The sequence below is a fragment of the Teichococcus aerofrigidensis genome, assembly GCF_054073225.1.
In genome coordinates this window covers 149,866-165,196 of sequence record NZ_JBSXMU010000002.1, presented here as the reverse complement: position 1 = coordinate 165,196, position 15,331 = coordinate 149,866, and the positions used below count along the sequence as shown (strand labels likewise).

15 protein-coding genes are annotated in these 15,331 nt (G+C 69.7%); 13 read left to right on the top strand and 2 right to left on the bottom strand.

The features are described from left to right. Positions 1-139: 139 nt before the first annotated feature. The 4 genes from ACVMLK_RS01590 to ACVMLK_RS01575 all read left to right on the top strand — a co-directional run bounded on the left by ACVMLK_RS01590 (position 140) and on the right by ACVMLK_RS01575 (position 5,545). Positions 140-622 carry a DUF2497 domain-containing protein gene (locus ACVMLK_RS01590; RefSeq protein ID WP_457485414.1) on the top strand — a complete coding sequence of 161 codons (483 nt, stop codon included), beginning with the start codon at positions 140-142 and terminating at the stop codon, positions 620-622. Positions 623-694: 72 nt separating this feature from the next. Further along, entirely contained in the window at positions 695-3,391 is a 2,697-nt protein-coding gene (locus ACVMLK_RS01585) for a valine--tRNA ligase (RefSeq protein ID WP_457485413.1), read from the top strand. Positions 3,392-3,582: 191 nt separating this feature from the next. Next, positions 3,583-5,307, top strand: a complete 1,725-nt coding sequence (gene ilvD, locus ACVMLK_RS01580) for a dihydroxy-acid dehydratase (protein WP_457485412.1) — start codon at positions 3,583-3,585, stop codon at positions 5,305-5,307. A 61-nt stretch (positions 5,308-5,368) separates the two neighbouring features. Then, a complete protein-coding gene (locus ACVMLK_RS01575; RefSeq protein WP_457485411.1) occupies positions 5,369-5,545 on the top strand; it encodes a hypothetical protein in 177 nt (58 codons plus the stop codon). Positions 5,546-5,555: 10 nt separating this feature from the next. Here the strand turns inward: ACVMLK_RS01575 and xth are convergent, their stop codons facing one another. Both xth and ACVMLK_RS01565 read right to left on the bottom strand, forming a co-directional pair. Next, complete coding sequence (gene xth, locus ACVMLK_RS01570; protein WP_457485410.1) at positions 5,556-6,320, bottom strand: exodeoxyribonuclease III; 765 nt, start codon at positions 6,318-6,320, stop codon at positions 5,556-5,558. Positions 6,321-6,332: 12 nt separating this feature from the next. Beyond that, a complete protein-coding gene (locus ACVMLK_RS01565) occupies positions 6,333-6,686 on the bottom strand; it encodes a HesB/IscA family protein (RefSeq protein WP_457485409.1) in 354 nt (117 codons plus the stop codon). 106 nt (positions 6,687-6,792) lie between these two features. Between ACVMLK_RS01565 and ACVMLK_RS01560 the strand changes: the two genes are divergently transcribed. From ACVMLK_RS01560 to tatC, 9 genes are all read left to right on the top strand, one after another. Then, a complete protein-coding gene (locus ACVMLK_RS01560) occupies positions 6,793-7,944 on the top strand; it encodes a deoxyguanosinetriphosphate triphosphohydrolase (protein WP_198364966.1) in 1,152 nt (383 codons plus the stop codon). 10 nt (positions 7,945-7,954) lie between these two features. Then, entirely contained in the window at positions 7,955-9,742 is a 1,788-nt protein-coding gene (argS, locus tag ACVMLK_RS01555; protein WP_457485408.1) for an arginine--tRNA ligase, read from the top strand. Beyond that, complete coding sequence (locus tag ACVMLK_RS01550) at positions 9,739-10,551, top strand: SPOR domain-containing protein (protein WP_457485407.1); 813 nt, start codon at positions 9,739-9,741, stop codon at positions 10,549-10,551. Before argS ends, ACVMLK_RS01550 begins: the two co-directional genes overlap by 4 nt. A gap of 11 nt (positions 10,552-10,562) precedes the next feature. Next, complete coding sequence (gene nagZ / locus ACVMLK_RS01545) at positions 10,563-11,567, top strand: beta-N-acetylhexosaminidase (protein WP_457485406.1); 1,005 nt, start codon at positions 10,563-10,565, stop codon at positions 11,565-11,567. Continuing rightward, positions 11,564-12,265: a site-2 protease family protein gene (locus ACVMLK_RS01540; RefSeq protein ID WP_457485405.1), complete on the top strand. Its 702-nt coding sequence runs from the start codon at positions 11,564-11,566 to the stop codon at positions 12,263-12,265. The genes nagZ and ACVMLK_RS01540 overlap by 4 nt, the downstream gene beginning before the upstream one ends. Beyond that, positions 12,262-13,068, top strand: a complete 807-nt coding sequence (locus tag ACVMLK_RS01535) for a segregation and condensation protein A (protein ID WP_198364961.1) — start codon at positions 12,262-12,264, stop codon at positions 13,066-13,068. The genes ACVMLK_RS01540 and ACVMLK_RS01535 overlap by 4 nt, the downstream gene beginning before the upstream one ends. After that, positions 13,052-13,642: an SMC-Scp complex subunit ScpB gene (gene scpB, locus ACVMLK_RS01530; protein ID WP_457485419.1), complete on the top strand. Its 591-nt coding sequence runs from the start codon at positions 13,052-13,054 to the stop codon at positions 13,640-13,642. The genes ACVMLK_RS01535 and scpB overlap by 17 nt, the downstream gene beginning before the upstream one ends. A 319-nt stretch (positions 13,643-13,961) precedes the next feature. Then, on the top strand, positions 13,962-14,528 hold the full coding sequence (gene tatB, locus ACVMLK_RS01525) for a Sec-independent protein translocase protein TatB (RefSeq protein ID WP_457485404.1): 567 nt from the start codon (positions 13,962-13,964) through the stop codon (positions 14,526-14,528). A 10-nt stretch (positions 14,529-14,538) separates the two neighbouring features. Next, positions 14,539-15,327 carry a twin-arginine translocase subunit TatC gene (gene tatC, locus ACVMLK_RS01520; protein ID WP_457485403.1) on the top strand — a complete coding sequence of 263 codons (789 nt, stop codon included), beginning with the start codon at positions 14,539-14,541 and terminating at the stop codon, positions 15,325-15,327. Positions 15,328-15,331: the final 4 nt, after the last annotated feature.

Genomic DNA, 15,331 nt, shown 5'->3' with positions numbered 1-15,331 from the left:
CCCTCCCCGTCGCCCTCTACGACATGGACACCTACTACCAGACCGTCAGGTCCAAGTGGTTCGGTACGGGCGATTACAGCAAGGAAGCACCCTGACCATGGCGCAGCCGCCCTCCCGGCTGGATCCGCATGAGCCTTCCATGGAGGAGATTCTGGCGTCGATCCGCAGCATCCTGAATGAGGAGGAGCTGAAGGCTCCGTCCTCCACACCCGACCCGGACGCACCGCTCGAACTGACGGAATCGATGCTGATCGAGACGCTGTCGGCCAGGATGCCGCCCGAGGCCGCCCAGCCCGCCACGCCTCCGCCGGTGGTGGCCCTGCCGGACGGTCCTCCACAGCCGCAGCCGCAGCCGCAGGCCCCGGAATCCGGGAAGCGGGATTCCCTCCTGGACCCCCTCGCCAGCGCCGCCGCGGCGGCCGCGCTGGGGCAGCTGGCCCAGGCCGTGGCCCGCGAGCGTCGGGCGCCCGTCCACCGGGTTCCCGGCCCCAGCATCGAGGACGTGGTCCGCGAGGAGATGCGACCGCTGCTCAAGGCCTGGCTCGACCAGCATCTTCCCGGCATGGTCGAGCGCCTGGTCCGGGCCGAGATCGAGCGGGTCATGAACCGCTCGGAGGGCTGAGCGGCGGGAGAGGGCCTGATCCGCCGTGACGCCCTCTTGACGAGGGCGGCGGCGCCGCCCAAGCGTGCCTTCATGCTCGACAAGACCCTCTCGCCCGCCAGCTTCGAACAGCGCATCTATGAAGGCTGGGAAGCCTCGGGCGCCTTCGGCGCCGATCCCGGCAGCGCGGCGCCGCCCTTCACCATCATGATCCCGCCACCCAACGTGACGGGCAGCCTGCATATCGGCCATGCGCTGACCTTCACGATCCAGGACATCCTGGTCCGCTGGCGGCGCATGCAGGGCCGCGACACCCTGTGGCAGCCGGGCACCGACCATGCCGGGATCGCCACACAGATGGTCGTGGAGCGGCTTCTGGCAGGGCAGGGGGTCGACCGCCGGGAGATCGGTCGCGACCGCTTCCTGGACCATGTCTGGGAATGGAAGGGGCAGTCCGGCGGCAATATCACCCGCCAGCTTCGCCGCCTCGGCGCCAGTCTGGACTGGCCGCGCGAGCGTTTCACCATGGATGCCGGGCTTTCCGAGGCGGTGCGGAAGGTCTTCGTCACCCTGCACCGGCAGGGGCTGATCTATCGCGACCGACGGCTGGTCAACTGGGATCCGAAGTTTCAGACCGCGATCTCCGACCTGGAGGTCGAGAGCCGCGAGGTGAAGGGGAGCCTCTGGCACCTCCGCTATCCCATCGAGGGCGAGCCCGGCCGCTTCATCACGGTGGCCACGACCCGGCCGGAAACCATGCTGGGCGATACGGCCGTGGCGGTGCATCCGGAGGATGCGCGCTTCCGCGATCTCGTCGGCCGCCACGCCATCCTGCCCCTGGTCGGCCGCCGCATCCCGATCGTCGCGGATGAGTATTCCGATCCGGAGAAGGGATCGGGCGCGGTGAAGATCACGCCCGCGCATGACTTCAACGATTTCGCCGTGGGCAAGCGGCACGGCCTGCCGCTGCCTTCCGTGCTCGATGCCGATGGCAGGATCACGCTGGAGGAGATCGAGGGCGATCTCGCGGCGGTCGAGAACCTGGCCGATCCGGGCTTCGTCCGCGGACTCGTGGGCCAGGACCGCTTCGTCGCGCGGAAGGCCATCGTGGCCGAGTTAGAGCGCCTGGAGTTGGTCGCAGCCATCGAGCCGCATCTCCACGCGGTGCCGCACGGCGACCGGTCGGGCGTCCCGATCGAGCCGCGGCTGACGCTGCAATGGTATTGCGATGCGGCGACCCTGGCGCAGCCGGCGATCAAGGCCGTCGAGAGCGGCCAGACGGTTTTCGTGCCGCGGCACTTCGAGAACGTCTTCTTCAGCTGGATGCGGGACATCCAGCCCTGGTGCGTCAGCCGGCAGCTGTGGTGGGGGCACCAGATCCCGGCCTGGTACGCGCCGGACGGCAGCACCTTCGTCGCCGAGACGGAGGAGGAGGCCCTGGCGGAGGCCCGCGCGAAGCTCGGGCCCGAGGTGACGCTGCAACGCGACCCCGATGTGCTGGACACCTGGTTCAGCTCCGCCCTCTGGCCCTTCAGCACCCTCGGCTGGCCGCAGCAGACGCCGGAGCTGGCCAAGTACTATCCCGGCGACGTGCTGGTCACGGGCTGGGACATCATCTTCTTCTGGGTCGCCCGGATGATGATGATGGGGCACCACTTCATGGGCGATGTGCCGTTCCGCACGGTCTACATCCATGGCCTCGTCCGCGACGAGAAGGGCCAGAAGATGTCGAAGTCGAAAGGCAACGTCATCGACCCGCTCGAGCTGGTGGAGAAGTACGGCACCGATGCGCTGCGCTTCACCATCGCCTCGCTCGCGACACCTGGCCGCGACGTCAAGCTCGGCCCGAAGCGGGTGGAGGACTACCGCAGCTTCGGCACCAAGCTCTGGAACGCCGCCCGCTTCTGCGAGATGAACGGCATCGGCCCCGATCCGGCCTTCGACCCCGCTACGGTCACCACGCCGCTGGGCCGCTGGCTGCTGAGCACCGCCGATGCCGCCGTGGCCGAGGCGACCGCCGCCCTGGAGGCCTTCCGCACGGATGACTATGCCTCGGCCTGCTACCGCTTCGTCTGGGGCAGCTTCTGCGACTGGTTCCTGGAGTTCGCCAAGCCGGCCCTGAACGGACCCGACGGGCCGGAGAAGACCGAGATCAAGGGCGTCGCGCAGCATGTGCTGGGCCTGATCCTGAAGCTTCTGCATCCGGTCATGCCTTATGTGACCGAGGAACTGTGGGACCGCTTCGGCTACGGCCCCGACTATAGCCTGATCCGGCAGGAATGGCCGCGTCCGGCCGTGGTGGCCGGGGCGGAGGCGGCGAAGGCGGAGCTCGACTGGGTCATCCGCCTGATCACCGAGGTCCGCGGCGTGCGGGCCGAGATGAATGTGCCGCCCTCGGTCACCGTGCCGTTGCTGGTCTCCGGCGCCTCGGCGGCGACCCTGTCGCGCGCGGATCGTTGGCTCGACGTCATACGCCGGCTGGCCAGGGCCACGGAGATCCGGCCGCTGGAGGGGGAGGCGCCCAGGGGCGTCGCGCAGATCGTGGTCGATGAGGCGACCATCCTGCTGCCCCTGGCCGATGTCATCGATATCGCCGCCGAGCGGGGCCGCCTCGCCAAGGAGAGGGCCCGCCTGGAAGGCGACGCTGACAAGGTCGCGGCGAAGCTGGCGAACCAGGATTTCGTCTCGCGCGCCAAGCCCGAGGTGGTGGAGGAGAACCGCGAGCGACTGGCCACGGCGAAGGCCGAGATTGCCCGGCTGGACGCGGCCCTGGCCCGCATAGGAGACTGAGACGGCGCGGCCGCCAGGGAGGCCCCGGCTTCGCGGACTTCCCTGGACCATGCCGGAAGGGGATGTCCCCCTGCACCGCCGGACTACCGATAAGTCTCTGATAAACCTATCGGGGTTTGAGACCGCAGTTGCCACAGAAAGACGGCTGCGCGATACCTCGCAGGGGATGAAACGGAAGGAAGGCGCTGCACATGGCTGAGGATATCTGGGACAAGTCGCGCCTGCCGAGCCGCCATGTCACCGTGGGTCCGGAGCGGGCGCCGCACCGTTCCTACTATTACGCCATGGGAATGACCGAGGAGGAGATCGCCCAGCCGCTGGTGGGCGTGGCGACCTGCTGGAACGAGGCCGCCCCCTGCAACATCGCGCTCAGCCGCCAGGCGCAGAGCGTCAAGACGGGGGTCAAGGAGGGCAGGGGCACGCCGCGCGAGTTCACCACCATCACGGTGACGGACGGCATCGCCATGGGCCACCAGGGGATGAAATCCTCCCTGGCGAGCCGGGACGCCATCGCCGACACGGTGGAATTGACGATTCGCGGCCACTGCTATGACGCGCTGGTCGGCCTGGCGGGATGCGACAAGTCGTTGCCCGGCATGATGATGGCCATGCTGCGCCTCAATGTTCCCAGCGTCTTCATGTATGGCGGCTCCATCCTTCCCGGGCGCTTCAAGGACCGCGACGTGACCGTTGTGGATGTCTTCGAGGCGGTCGGGCAGCATGCGGCAGGCAATATGTCGGACGAGGACCTCCATGCCCTGGAGTGCGTCGCCTGCCCTTCCGCCGGCGCCTGTGGCGGCCAGTTCACCGCCAACACCATGGCCACCGTCTCGGAGGCCATCGGGCTGGCGCTGCCGGGCTCGGCGGGGGCGCCCGCGCCTTACGAGGAGCGCGATCGCTGGGCGGTGGAATCCGGCAAGGCGGTCATGGAGCTTCTGCGGCGCAACATCCGCCCCCGCGATATCGTGACGCTGAAGGCGCTCGAGAACGCCGCGGTGGTGGTGGGCGCCACGGGGGGGTCAACCAATGCGGGGCTGCATCTGCCTGCCATCGCCCATGAGGCCGGCATTCGCTTCACCCTGGACGACGTGGCCGCCATCATGCGCCGCACCCCCTACATCGCCGACCTGAAGCCGGGCGGGAAGTATGTCGCCCTCGACGTCCATCGCGTCGGCGGCATTCCGGTGATTATCAAGGCCCTGCTGGATGCCGGCCTGCTGCACGGCGATTGCCTGACGGTGACCGGCCGGACGCTGGCGGAGAACCATGCCGACGTCGTCTTCCCGACCGATCAGGACGTCATCCACCCGGTGTCGCGCGCCATCACGCCCACCGGCGGCGTGGTCGGGCTGAAGGGCAACCTCGCGCCGGAGGGCGCGATCGTGAAGGTCGCCGGCATGAAGAGCCAGCGCTTCGAAGGGGCGGCCCTGTGCTTCGACTGCGAGGAGGACGCCTTCAAGGCTGTGGACCAGCGGGCCTATAAGGCCGGCGACGTGATCGTCATCCGCTACGAAGGCCCCAAGGGCGGGCCGGGGATGCGCGAGATGCTCTCCACCACCGCCGCCATCTATGGCCAGGGCATGGGAGAGGCGGTCGCCCTCATCACCGACGGTCGCTTCTCGGGGGCCACGCGCGGCTTCTGCGTCGGCCATGTCGGCCCGGAGGCGGCGGTGGGCGGGCCCATCGCGCTGCTTCGCGATGGCGATCCCATCGTCATCGACGCCGAGAAGGGCAGCATCGACGTGCTGATCTCCGAGGACGAGATGGCCCGGCGGAAGGCCGCCTGGACGCCGCGGGGCACCGACTACAATTCCGGAGCCTTGTGGAAATACGCGCAGATGGTGGGACCGGCGCACCTTGGCGCGGTGACCCATCCGGGCGGGGCGGCGGAAACGCACAGCTACCCGGATCTTTGAATCGCCGGAGCGGCAGTCGATGGCAGGCGGGCGGGATTTCAGGGCGACAAGGGCGGGAGGCTTGGTCCTCCTGCTCGCCGTGCTGGGCGGATGCACCATACAGCCGGTGATCAATCTGCCCCCGCCGCCCCTCTACTACGAATATTACGAGCCGCTTCCGGCGCCCCATATCCCGCCATACCCACCCAACGAGCGGCGCTATCCGATGGGCGTCCAGCCGGAGAATGCCATCCGATGATGGCTTCGCCCTAGCCGATCTCCAGAACGAGGGGGGTGTGGTCGGAGGGCTGTTCCTGCGCCCTTGGCCCGACATCGACCCAGACCCTGCCGACTTTCTCCATGAGGTCGGGCGAGAGCATGGCGTGGTCGATCCTCAGCCCCCTGTTCCCCTCGAAGGCGGGGCCGTAGTCCCAGTAGGTATAGAGCCGCTCACCCGGATGCAGCGCCCGAAGGGCGTCGGTCATCCCGAGGTACTCCAGAGCGCGAAAGGCCTGGCGCGTCTCGGGCCGGACCAGGGCGTCGCTGGCGGGCAGGGCGCCCGGCGCCAGGTCCAGTTCGGTCGGGCAGACATTGAAGTCACCGAGAATGGCGAAGGGCAGGAAGGCATCGAGCCGCGCCCTGGCCAGGGCGCGGAGCCGCTCCATCCAGCGCAGCTTGTAGGCATAGCCCTCTGCCCCGCCGGAATTGCCATTGGGCAGGTAGATCCCCGCCAGGCGGAGCCCTTCCACCGCGACCTCGAGATAGCGGGCATGGCTGTCCTCCTCGCCCGGCAGGCTCTCGCCGAGAATTTCGAAGGGCAGGCGGCTCAGGATGGCGACCCCGTTGCGGCCCCCGGTCTGCCCCACCGCATGGCTCCGGTAGCCCGCCTCCTCGAACGCCGCCGCGGGGAACTCATGCGTCTGGCACTTCAGTTCCTGAAGAAACACCACGTCGGGCCGGACCGCTTCCAGAAAGCGCAGCACATGCGGCACCCGCTTGCGGACCGAATTCACGTTGAAGCTGGCGAGCAGCACCGGGCGGGCCGCTCAACCCAGCGAGAAGGAAACGCCGCAGCCGCAGCCGGAGGCCGCCTGCGGGTTGCTCACCACGAAATGCGCGCCGATCAGCTCATCGGCCCAGTCCAGCTGCGCCCCCCGCAGCAGATCGAGGCTCACGGGATCGATCGCGACACGCCGCCCGGCATCCTCAAGGACGAGGTCGTCCGCCGCCACCGCGTCATCCAGCGCGAAGGAGTACTGGAAGCCGGAGCAGCCGCCGGCCAGCACGGCAAGGCGCAGCACGGCGCCGGGGCGACCTTCGCGCGCGGCAATCGCCCCCACCTCCTGGAAGGCACGGGGCGTCACGCTGAACGAGGCGGTGGTGGCAGTACCGTCGGGCATGATCGTCATCTCCTGGTGGCCAACATAAGACGGGAAGGCGTGGTTTCCAACGATCCGGGGCGGCGGCGTTGCAGCGGAGCGGGGGGGCTGGTAAGCCGCCGCCCTCATGACCGATCTCGCGCCCTATGCCGTGCGTGCGGAAACCTCCCGGGGCCGGTTGCATCCGGAGCCCGCGGGGGGGGTGCGCTCGCCCTACCAGCGCGACCGGGACCGGATCATCCACAGCGCCGCCTTCCGGCGCCTGCAGTACAAGACCCAGGTCTTCATCTACCACGAGGGCGACGCCTTCCGCACCCGGCTGACGCACAGCATCGAGGTCGCGCAGATCGCCCGCTCCATCGCCCGCAGGCTCAGGCTGGATGAGGATCTGGCGGAGGCCCTGGCTCTGGCCCACGATCTCGGCCACCCCCCCTTCGGCCATGCGGGGGAGGAGGCGTTGAACGGCCTGATGCGGCCCTATGGCGGCTTCGACCACAATGCCCAGAGTCTCAAATCGGTCACCATGGTCGAGAAGCGTTATGCGGAGTTCGACGGCCTCAACCTGACCTGGGAGACGCTGGAGGGGCTGGCCAAGCACAATGGCCCGATCGTCCGGCCCTCCAGCTTCATGGCCGAGTACGACCGCCTGCACCCGCTCGACCTGTCGAGCCATGCCTCGCTGGAGGCCCAGGTCGCCGCCCTGGCGGACGACATCGCCTACAACAATCACGATCTGGACGACGGGCTGCGGGCCGGGCTCTTCACCCTCGACGAAATGGCCGCCCTGCCGCTGGTCGGCGAGGCGGTGGCCGAGGTTCGCGCTCTCTATCCGGAGGCGGCGGCCTCCCGGCAGGCGAGCGAATCCATCCGTCGCGTCATCAACGCCATGGTCCAGGACGTGGTGGCGGAGGCGGAGCGCCGGCTGGCGGTCCTGGCCCCGCGCGGCGTCGAGGATGTCCGCGCCGCCGGCCGCCCCATGGTCGCCTTCAGCGCGCCCATGCAGGCCGCCAATCAGACGGTGCGCCAGTTCCTGCGCCAGCGCATGTACCGCCACTGGCGGGTCAACCGCACGACGCAGAAGTCGAAGCGCGTCGTGCAGATGCTGTTCAGCCTGCTGCATGGCGGGCCGGACATGCTGCCGCCCGAATGGCGGCAACGCGCCGGCGCCGCGGGGAGCGCGGACTGTGCCGCCGTGGTCTGCGACTATATCGCGGGCATGACGGACCGCTTCGCCCTCGACGAGCACAGGCGGTTGACCGACCCTAACATTCCCGGCTGATCGGACATCCATGGAACAGAGCCCCGCCCTCTCGCAGGACATCTTCGCCACGCTGCGCCAGGAGGTCCTGGCCTGTCTGCGCCGCATCCTGCCGGACCTGCCGGAGGAGGCGCTGGCCCGCGTCCAGGTCGAGCCGCCGCGGGATGCGAGCCATGGCGACATGGCCACCAACGCCGCCATGGTGGTCGCCAAGCCGGCCCGGATGCCGCCGGCGCAGATCGCCGCCCGCCTGGCCGAAGCCCTGGTGGCCGCAGCGCCGATGGTGTCGGAGGCTGCCCCGGCGGGGCCCGGCTTCGTCAATCTCCGGCTGAAGGAGGATTACCTCCTGGGGCAGCTGCCCATCATCCTGAACGCCGCCGAGGCCTATGGCGACGGCTCGGCAGGCGGCGGCATCCGCGTCGATGTCGAGTATGTTTCCGCCAATCCCACCGGCCCCATGCATGTCGGCCATTGCCGCGGCGCGGTGGTGGGGGACGCCCTGGCCAACCTGCTCGCCAAGGCCGGCTACGCCGTCACCAAGGAATACTACATCAACGATGCCGGCGCGCAGGTGCAGGCCCTGGCCTATGCCGCCTACTGGCGGTACCTCCAGGCCCTCGGCACCACGCTCGCCGAGGAGGACTACGCGGCCTTCGTCGCTGGCGGGCTGCAGTATCGCGGCGAGTATCTGATCCCGGTCGGGGAGGCGCTGAAGGCCGAGCTGGGCGACGCGCTGGCGCCCGGCGCCATGCCGGCCGATCCGGCCCTCTGGCTCGACCAAGTGAGGGAATTCACCATCGCCCGGATGATGGCGGTGATTCGCGAGGATCTCGACGCGCTGGGCGTCCGGCATGATGTCTTCATCAGCGAGGCGCAGCTGGTCCGCGACGGCGTCGCCGACCGGGCCATCGCGATGCTGGCCGGGAAGGGCCTGGTCTACGAGGGCGTGCTGGAACCGCCCAAGGGCAAGCTGCCGGAGGACTGGGAACCGCGCCCGCAGACGCTGTTCGCCTCCACCCGCTTCGGTGACGACGTCGATCGCCCCCTGCGCAAGTCCGACGGTACCAACACCTATTTCGCCAACGATATCGGAAATCACGCCGACAAGATCGCGCGCGGGATGCAGGAGCTGGTGCAGGTCTGGGGTGCCGACCATGGCGGCTATGTCTCGCGCATGAAGGCGGCCACCAGGGCGCTCTCGGACGGCCGTGTGCCGCTCGACGTGCTGCTCTGCCAGATCGTCAAGGTGGTGAAGGGCGGCGAGCCGGTGCGCATGTCCAAGCGCGCCGGCACCTATATCACCCTGCGTGATCTCATCGACGAGGTGGGGCGTGATGCGGTGCGCTTCACCATGCTGACGCGGAAGTCCGACGCGCAGATGGAGTTCGACCTCGACAAGGTCGTCGAGCAGTCGCGCGAGAATCCGGTCTTCTATGTGCAGTACGCGCATGCGCGCTGCCGCTCCGTGCTGCGGCAGGGGGGTGATCCGGACATCGCGGCCCTGGGCGGGGCGGCCTTCGCCACGTTGACCGACCCCGCCGAACTGGCGCTGGTCCGCCGCCTCACCACCTGGCCTCGCCTTGTGGAAGCCGCTGCTGCAGCGCGGGAGCCGCATAGGATCGCCTTTTATCTCCAAGACTTGGCCAGCGACTTTCATATTTTGTGGAACCGGGGGCGCGATGATGCGACACTCCGTTTCATCCGGGCGGGGGAGCCCGAAGCCACAGGGGCCCGGCTCGCTCTCGTGGCCGCGACGGCCCTGGTGATCCGCTCGGGCCTCAAGGTCATGGGCGTGACGCCGGTCGAGGAGATGCGGTGAGGGAAGTGCAGGTACCGTCCTATCGGGTGCGGGACGTCGCCGAGGATGGCGGCTCCCGCCGCATGATGCTTCTGGCCGGCGGCTTCGCCGGCCTGCTTGCGGTCGGGGGGATCGCGGGCTGGGCATTCAGCCGGTATTCGGACACCACGGTGCCGGTCGTGCAGGCGGATGCGCGGCCTATCAAGATCCGTCCTGATGACCGCGGCGGGCTGCGCGTGGCGAATCAGGACGAGATCATCTTCGAACGGCGCACGGCCTCCGGGGTCTTCGAGCCGGCCGGCCGCCTGGGACCGGCGGCCGAGGCGCCGAATCTGGATGCCCTCCGCGCCGCCACCGCCCCGCCGCCCGGCGCCTCCACGCCGCCCAGTGTCTCCACGCCGGTGGAGCCCTCTCCCGTGGCGGAGGCCGCGCCCAGTGTCGCGGCGGTGACGGCGGAGGCTCAGGCGCCCGCCGCCGCACAGCCCGCGCCGCCGGCGTTGCAGGCCGCGCCCGTGACGGCGCCGGTGGTGGCGACGCCCACTCCTCCGGCGCCGCCGAAGCCGGCGGCTCCCGCCGCGACCGGTAGCGTCGTCGTTCAGCTCGGCGCCCTGGATTCCGAGTCCGGGGCCCGTTCCGAGTGGGAGAGGCTGAGGGGACGCGCGCCGTCGCTCCTCCAGGGCCGTTCGCCGCAGGTGATCCGCTTCGAGCGCGAAGGCAAGCCGACCATGTGGCGCCTGCGCACCGGCGGCTTCGAGAATCGCTCCGCCGCCGGCAGCTTCTGCGAGTCGATCAGAAGCCAGGGCGGCGCCTGTGCCGTCATCGGCGGCTGAGGTTCTTCCGGGTGTCCACGCCGCGCGCTGCCATCATCGGGGTCTCGGGACCCGTCCTGCTGCCGGACGAGGCCGCGTTGCTGCGGCACTCCCGGCCGCTTGGAGCCATTCTTTTCGCCCGCAATGTCCGGGACCCGGGGCAGTTGTCGCGCCTGACGGCCGATCTCCGCGAGGAGCTGGGGGCGGAGGCGCCGATCCTGGTGGATCAGGAGGGCGGCCGCGTCGCCCGCCTGCGGCCGCCGCACTGGCCGGACTTTCCACCGGCATCCGCCTTCGAGAGCAGGCCCGCCGAGGCCGCCTGGGCCAATGCCGCGCTGCTGGGGCGTGAGTGTCACGCCGTGGGGCTGGACGTGGTCTGCGCCCCCGTGCTGGACCTGCGCCTGCCGGGAGCCCACGGCATCATCGGCGATCGCGGCTTCTCGGCGGATCCCGCCGAGGTGGCGCGGCTTGGCGAGGCCTGGATCCGCGGCCTGCAGACGGCGGGCACCATCCCCGTCATCAAGCATATCCCCGGCCATGGCCGCGCCCTGGCCGACAGCCATCTGGAGCTGCCCCGGGTCGAGGCCGGTCCGGAGGAGCTCGCGGCGGATATGGCGCCTTTCCGGGCACTGGCCGGAAGCGGCGCCTGGGCCATGACGGCGCACATCCTCTATACCGCGCTGGATGCCTCGCGCCCTGCCACCCTGTCGGGCCGGGTGATCGAGCGGACCATCCGGGGCGATCTGGGCTTCGACGGCGTGCTGATCTCGGACGATCTCGCCATGAAGGCGCTGAGCGGGGCGCTCGATGCGCTGGCGCGCGATGTCCTCGCGGCGGGATGCGATGTGGCTCTGCACTGCACCGGGCAGCTCGACGAGAACGAGGCCGTGCTGGCAGGAAGCGCGCCATTGACCGACAAGGCGCTGGAGCGGGTGAAGGCGGCACGAAACGCCATGATCGCCCGCCGTGACGCGGGCGTGCCGGATCCTGCGGCACTGGCGGAACGCCGCGACACCCTGCTTCGCGAAACGGCGTGAGCGACTGGCTCCCGGAACTCGCCGTGGCCGTCCTGGCCACGATGCTGGCGATCACCCTGCATGAGGCGGCGCATGGCTACGCGGCGCTGGGCCTGGGTGACGACACGGCGCAGCGTGCCGGGCGGCTGAGCCTGAACCCGCTCCGGCATGTCGACCCGGTAGGGACGCTGCTGCTGCCCGGGCTGCTCCTGCTGGGCCAGTTGCTGACCATCGGCCGGGTCGAGGCCATGTTCGGCTGGGCCAAGCCGGTGCCGGTCGATGTCATGCGGCTGCGCAATCCGCGATATGGCATGGTGCTTGTCGCGGCGGCCGGCCCGGCGATGAATGTCTTCCTGGCATGGTGCGCGGCCATGCTGGCGCACCCGCTGGATTCCCTGCAGGGTGCCCTGCCGCCACAGGCCATGGAGCTGGCCCTGCGGTTCATCGTGCTGTCCATCATGGCGAACCTGCTGCTGGGGCTTTTCAACCTCCTGCCGATTCCTCCCCTGGATGGCGGGCGGATCCTGGTCGGCCTTCTGCCAGCACCTCTGGCCCTGCCGCTGGCCCGGCTGGAGCGGGCCGGACTGCTGATCGTCATGCTGCTGATCTTCGCCCTTCCCCGGATCAGCTCCTCCCTCGATCCCATTGGCTGGATCGTCGATCTCGTCGTGGGGCCCGGCTTCCGGGCCATCCTCTTCCTGGCCGGGCATGGGACATGACGGAACCCGCGCGCGGCGAGAGCCTTCAGCTTCGCCTCGATGGCTTCGAGGGGCCGCTGGATCTGCTGCTGGAACTGGCCAGATCGCAGAAGGTGGACATCGCGCGGATCTCCATCCTGCAACTGGTGGACCAGTATCTGGGCGTCATCGAGGGCGCCCGGCGCGTGCGCCTGGAGATCGCCGCGGACTGGCTGGTCATGGCCGCCTGGCTCGCCTGGCTGAAGTCCCGGCTCCTCCTGCCGGACGAACCGGGTCAGGAGGAGGATGCCGAGGCGCTGGCGGGCCAGCTGGCCGAGCGCCTGGCCGAGCTGGAGCGCATGCGCGCGGCGGCGGGCTGGCTCGGTCGCTGCCCGCAGCTGGGCCAGGACGTCCTGGCGCGCGGCCAGGCGGAGCGCCTGGTGGAAGAGGACCGGAGCGGCCTGCACGCGGATCTTCCCGCCCTGCTGCGCGGCTATGTCGTGGCGCTGCGCCGCGCCGCGGGCCGGCGCCCGTACCAGCCCCGGCCACGGCGTCTCTGGACGGTTCAGGAAGCGCTGGGGCGGCTGGCGCAGCTCATCGGGCACCTGCCCGAATGGGGAGAGTTGCAGCGCTTCCTTCCCGACAGCCTGCGCGATCCGGTGGAACGCCGGGCCGCCCTGGCCTCGACCCTGATCGCCGGCTTGGAAATGGCCCGGGGCGGCGGTATCGAACTGCGTCAGGAAGCGGCCTTCGGCCCCATCCTGGTGCGCCGCCGTGCCGCCCGGCCGCAGGAGGGGCAGGCAAGGCCGGAGGAGGAAGCCCATGGATATGTCGCCGCCGCATGACGTCTCCGGAGATGCCGCCGGGCTGTCCTCCATCGAGCACGCGCTGCGACTAACGGAAGCCCTGGTCTTCGCCTCCGACCGGCCGGTATCCCCGGCCCGCCTGCAGGAGGTGCTGCCGCCGGGGCTCCGTGCCGATGCCGTGCTGACGCTGCTGGCCTCACGCTACGCGGGGAGGGGCGTGGAGTTGACCGAGGTGGCGGGCGGCTACGCCTTCCGCACCGCTCCCGACCTGGCGCCGCTGCTCACGCGGGTGGTGGAGGTGCCGCGGCGCCTGCCGAGGGTGGCGATGGAGACGCTGGCCATCATCGCCTACCACCAGCCGGTGACGCGGCCCGAGATCGAGGAGATCCGCGGCGCCAGCCTCTCGCAGTCGACGCTGGAGCTTCTGCTGGAGCACGGCCTGATCGCGCCACGCGGGCGCAAGGAGGTGCCCGGCCGGCCAAGCCTCTGGGGCACGACGCCGCGTTTCCTCGAGCATTTCGGGCTGCGTGTGCTCGCGGATCTGCCGCGCCGCGAGGAACTCCTGGCCGGCGAGAACGGGGTGTCACTTCCGGGATTGGGCCGCCCGGCTTGAACCTGGCGCTTCACCGGGCTGGTCCCGCATCCTGTGCGGGCACCCCGCCGCGGGCGCCTGGAACGGCTCCGCGCGCCTGACGAATTGTATCTGTTCGGGGCGAACCGTTTCGGTGCCAGGTTCCCGGCCTCCTCCCCAGTCAGCGGCTCGACTCCGGGATCGCCCGGACGTGTCGATCGAGCCCGGGCGTGCCTTCGCCTTTCCGCTCGCATCCCCTAGATAAGACGGGTTGGCGGCGGGAAGATGGGCCGCCGGATTGGCGCTGCCCCCGGTTCCTGCTAACGGGGACGGCCCCCGATATGGGGGAGATGGGAATCACATGTTCGATTTAGCCTGGTCCGAGCTGGCCCTGATCGCCGTGGTGGCTGTAGTGGTCATCGGGCCCAAGGACCTTCCCGAGGCCATCCGCAATGTCGCCAAAGGGGTGCAGAAGCTTCGGCGCATGGCCGCGGAGTTCCAGACCCATGCTGACGAACTGGTGCGCGAGGCGAAGCTCGAGGACGTCCGCGACCAGATCCGCGACATCCGCAATTTCGACCTGAAGAGCACGATCGAGCGGAGCCTGGACGAGGACGGCTCGATCCGTAAGACCTTCACCGAAGATCCTCTGAAGAACGCCTGGAAGCCGGAAACATCCGGCACGGCGGAGGCGACGGGCGCCAAGGCCCCGCTCCAGGAGACTTCGGCGGCCGAAACCTCCAAGGTCCCGCCCGCACCGCCCGCCTTCGTGCCGCCCGCCGGCGCGGCGGCCGCCGCGCCGGCGCGGCCGGAGCCCCAGCCGGAGTCCAGGCCCGAGCCCCCTGCCGGCGCCGAGCCGCCGCCTGAGGAACGCTCCGCCGTCTCGGCCGGCAAGGCCGCCCCCCCGCCCGCAACACCGAGCGTCTGAGTACCCCTCCGTGGCCCGAGACCAGGACGACATCATCGACGACAAGCCGATGCCGCTGATCGAGCATCTGCTCGAACTGCGCACGCGCCTGCTATGGTCGATTGGCGCTTTCATCATCGCCTTCGCCGTCTGCTACTACTTCTCCACGCAGATCTACGGCTTCCTCGCCCGCCCCCTGGCCGACATCCTGCAGCAGCAGAGCGGCAGCGAGCGGCGGATGATCTTCACCGCCCTGTACGAGGCCTTCTTCACCTATCTGAAGGTGGCCTTCTTCGGCGCCACCTTCCTCAGCTTTCCGATGTGGGCGACGCAGCTCTGGCTGTTCATCGCGCCGGGCCTCTACCGCAGCGAGAAGCGGGCCATCATGCCCTTCCTGCTCGCCTCCCCGGTGCTTTTCGTCCTGGGCGCGGCGCTGGCCTACTACTTCATCTTTCCGCTGGCCTGGAAGTTCTTCATCTCCTTCGAGACGCCGCCCGGCGCCGGCGCCCTGCCGGTGCAGCTGGAAGCCAAGGTCAGCGAGTACCTCAGCCTGGTCATGCACATGATCCTGGCTTTCGGCGCCGCGTTCCAGCTGCCCGTCGCGCTGACACTGATGGCCAAGGTGGGCATCGTCACGCAGGCCGGACTGAAGCGGGGACGGCGCTACGCCATCGTCGGCATGTTCGTGGTCGCCGCGGTCATCACGCCGCCGGACATCATCAGCCAGATCGGCCTCGCCGTGCCGCTCATCGCCCTTTACGAACTGTCGGTCCTGGCCGCGGGATGGGTCGCGCCCCGGCGCGATGAGGACCAGAGCTGAGTAT